This window comes from Chamaesiphon sp. OTE_20_metabat_361, assembly GCF_031364565.1.
Window position 1 is genome coordinate 1 of record NZ_JANLWO010000021.1, and the last position, 3,426, is coordinate 3,426.

Genomic DNA, 3,426 nt, shown 5'->3' on the forward strand with positions numbered 1-3,426 from the left:
AGCTGTTTTAATAGTGAAATTGTCGTCCGCGCCATTGCCGAATGTCCGGTGCCAGTGGTGACGGGAATCGGACACGATCGCGATGAGTCGTTGGCGGATTTGGTCGCTGATGCGAGAGCCACTACGCCGACAGCGGCTGCGATGCTGGTAGTGCACGCGCTCCAGGATGAAATCGACGCACATTTGGCGAGGGTCGATCGGCTGAAAACTGCCATGCAGCGAGTCGCGATCGAGCGTCAGTCGCAATTAGATCGCTTGCGGCTGCGGTGCGAACGCATTAAGCCCGATCGCCAGTTGGCACTAGAAATCGATCGGCTCCACGGACTCCAGCAACGTCTCCAGCGGGCGATCGCGGCTAAATTGCAAACTGTGTCCCAACAGCACTCACACCTGCGAGAGCGGTGCCAAACCCTCGATCCGCGCTTGGTTTTGCAGCGCGGCTATGCTTTAGTGCGACAAACTAATGGCACGCTCGTCCGCGATGGCGATCGATTGGTTGTGGGTGAAGAGTTGGCAATTCAACTCGGTCGGGGACGAGTAAAAGTAAGCGTAATTGAGGTCGATCGTGGCGAAGAAAACTGAGTGGAAGTATGAAGAAACAGTCGATCGGGTGGAGGAAATATTAGCGCAGATTGAAGGTGGCGATCTGGAATTAGCTGAAGTATTCAGTCAATTTGAGATCGCGATCGCATCTTTGCAACAATGTGAAAATTTTCTCGCCGAACACAGCGAGCGGGTGGAATTATTATTAGAAAATTTGGGTGATAAGTAGGTTGGCGCAAATAATTATCACATCAGAAAAGCTTGAAATCTAGATGGTGGGCAGTGCCCACCCTACTTAGTGAAGTTGATTCTTCTTCGGTGCGTTACGCTACGCGACAACACACCCTACGATACTCTCGTCAATCACATAGGATTGCTATAGCTAAAAAGCAGTCATCACTTGTCGTAGTTCTGCTGATAGATCTTGGGAGCCGCGACCTTGCTTTTCAAATAATACGCCAGCCAGTAGATAGATATTCGGCGAATAGAACGCTTTGCGATCGCTTTTGAGCGCACTAATCGTATCTCTCACTTTTGATTCGGAACTATAGTAGCCAAATTCTAAAGGTGAAATCGTGAAATCAATTACTTGATATCCGCAATCGATCGCATACTCGATAGTTTCGACGGGGTTTGAATAGGCAGAAATTAGCGATAACACCCGAGCGCAACCGATTGTAAATAGACGTTTGGTAATCGCCGCTCCATCAGCTCCGCCATGCAAAGATGGCATGTAAATATCATTATCGGGTGCAGGTAAGTATGGCGGGTTGGCAATTAGATAATTAGCGCTAGACTGTTGCCAACCTTCAAAAAAACATTGATTGCGAACGATATATTTGTCGCCTAATCGATACCGATCGATTCGCGATTGCGCCAGCTTAGCTGAGGTAGAATTCAACTCATACCCGTGAATTTTACCTTTAAAAGGAGTTCTGAGTAAGCTGGAAATTACTGGACTACCATCGCCAGAACCAAACTCAATTACCAGCTCGGAACTGGTACAACGATTGAGCACCATCCGTTCTAAACATTGGGAATAGAATTGAGATTCTTCGGGACAGAAAAATACTTCGTTGGGCGAATGAGATTGAACCGAGGTATTTTCTCGATCTGCTAGCGTTTGGAGCAAGTTCATTTGGGTTTTAATTAAAGGTTAGATTTTGAATAATTTTGACGATCGCATCGCCAGCGCGACCGCTCATATACTTGTCTTGGTCGTATCCGAGGACGAGTTCCCACGCGTGCTGGGGATACATATCGACTAGCGGTAAACAGGCGTTGTGGAGCATCCATTGTCCGTGTCGTTCGTCTTCTTTGACGTGCAATTCCCAATATCCCTTCGCGGTTTCGGAAAGTCCCAACCGAGCGGCGGCGGCAATGTAGTCTTGATAGACTGAAGGGCCAACAATTTCAAAGTAGGTAAAGCCACCGATGTAACGCAAGAAGTTGCGCTTACATTGGGTAAGCAAAAAATTGTGATTGATGGAGGCTAAAACTTCCCAGGGCACCAAATCTAGATAAGCTTCTGGTGTCGAATCGAGGTTGAGTTCTGCCATCATTTGGGCAAAGAAAGTAGAATGCTTGCGACTGAGGCGACCATTGCCATATTCTTCGAGTAAAACGCGGATCAATGTTGCCTGAATTTCATTGCTAGCACCACCTAATAAATGACACAGCCGACTCGATTCTACTAAACCATCTAAAGAGACGATCGCAATCAAGTGACGATAACTATCGAGGGTCATTTCGTGGCTTAAATACCGCTTATTTGCCGATATTGGCGGTACTAAATCGACATCTCCTCGCGCGATTAATGCCGCTTTAATGTCAGTTGCTGACAAGTTTTTGAGATTGAGATCGAGCTGGGCTGATTCCCAGGCTTGCCAAGGCTCCTCAATCCGATCGTGCACCCATCGCACGTACAGCGAACGCTCGTTAGTATATTCATTTAAGTCCTTATACCAGATAAAATTAAGTCGATTGATCCGGTAGAGAATCCGCTGTAAAAACCGATTTTCGATTTCTGGTGTTGTCCGATTTGTATAGGCAATTGCTAAAGCAGTTTCTAAGGCGGTTTCAAACTCTTGCACTGCCAATTTGACATCTTCCTTGCCCTGTTTGGCAATTACCTGTCTATCGAGATTGTCTGTAGTTAAAAGCTGAATAAATAGCTGTTCTGCTCGATCGTAATCTGGTGTTGCTGGAGACATAAAATCCTTGACTGCATCGATAGGAGGCAGATCGGGACGCAATAAAACCATAATTAGTAAGTTCTTAGTGAAGAGAATGTTGAGGCGATTCTCTCTCATGAGAGGCTCCGCCAACGCGCTAATGTAACGATCTTGCCATCAACCTGTTCTTAATGTACTCAGGCAAGGATAATAATTTTATCTCTCTTAAGATAGACAAGTAGCGGATAAAAGTAGTATTTGTTACAGACATGAGAGTACCCACCCCAGGCTACTTTGATGGCTGAGTGTGCGGATCTGTTTGACGCTGGCTATCTATTTTGCATTGCGGAGTGACGCCTGAATCATTTTTGCTGACCGTTCGATCGCCATTAACGATGCAATTTCGAGCCAGATGTCTGAAATCTAATCTGGCGATCGATTATTTACCCACTTCCACCATTGCAAAAGCGATCGAGTCAACACTACTGGCTTTAGCTCGATCGCTTTTCGATCTAGTAAATCCTGCACGATATTAAACGCGGCATATTGCAAGCCTAAAAAACTATCGACAGGCGCATAGTAATTACCCAAAGTAATCGCACCCGAGGCGTAGATTTTGCCGACTTTATTTGCCATTTCTGTCAACTCAAAGTTAGGCGTAACTGTCAGTCTACCGAGCTGATTGACTGGTAGATTATATTGCTGTACC

Annotated in this window: 4 protein-coding genes and 1 pseudogene; 2 read left to right on the forward strand and 3 right to left on the reverse strand. The window is 46.1% G+C overall.

Annotated features, from left to right (window positions below; all coding sequences use genetic code 11):
- Both RMO35_RS00535 and xseB read left to right on the forward strand, forming a co-directional pair.
- Positions 1-582: exodeoxyribonuclease VII large subunit (locus tag RMO35_RS00535; protein ID WP_309737823.1), on the forward strand; the 582-nt coding region annotated here is incomplete at its 5' end.
- On the forward strand, positions 566-772 hold the full coding sequence (gene xseB, locus RMO35_RS00540; protein WP_309737824.1) for an exodeoxyribonuclease VII small subunit: 207 nt from the start codon (positions 566-568) through the stop codon (positions 770-772). The genes RMO35_RS00535 and xseB, both read left to right, overlap by 17 nt.
- A gap of 153 nt (positions 773-925) precedes the next feature.
- Here xseB and RMO35_RS00545 read toward each other — a convergent pair whose 3' ends face one another.
- The 3 genes and pseudogenes from RMO35_RS00545 to RMO35_RS00555 all read right to left on the reverse strand — a co-directional run.
- Positions 926-1,681, reverse strand: a complete 756-nt coding sequence (locus RMO35_RS00545; RefSeq protein WP_309737825.1) for an SAM-dependent methyltransferase — start codon at positions 1,679-1,681, stop codon at positions 926-928.
- Between the two features lie 7 nt (positions 1,682-1,688).
- Positions 1,689-2,855, reverse strand: coding sequence for an iron-containing redox enzyme family protein (locus tag RMO35_RS00550; RefSeq protein ID WP_309737826.1), 1,167 nt, complete (start codon positions 2,853-2,855; stop codon positions 1,689-1,691).
- Between the two features lie 285 nt (positions 2,856-3,140).
- Positions 3,141-3,426, reverse strand: a pseudogene (locus RMO35_RS00555) (hypothetical protein); the annotation flags it as partial.

Coding starts and splice junctions, on each gene's coding strand:
- RMO35_RS00550 (WP_309737826.1), bottom strand. CDS start 2,855: ATGAGAGAGAATCGCCTCAACATTCTCTTCACTAAGAACTTACTAATT.
- RMO35_RS00545 (WP_309737825.1), bottom strand. CDS start 1,681: ATGAACTTGCTCCAAACGCTAGCAGATCGAGAAAATACCTCGGTTCAA.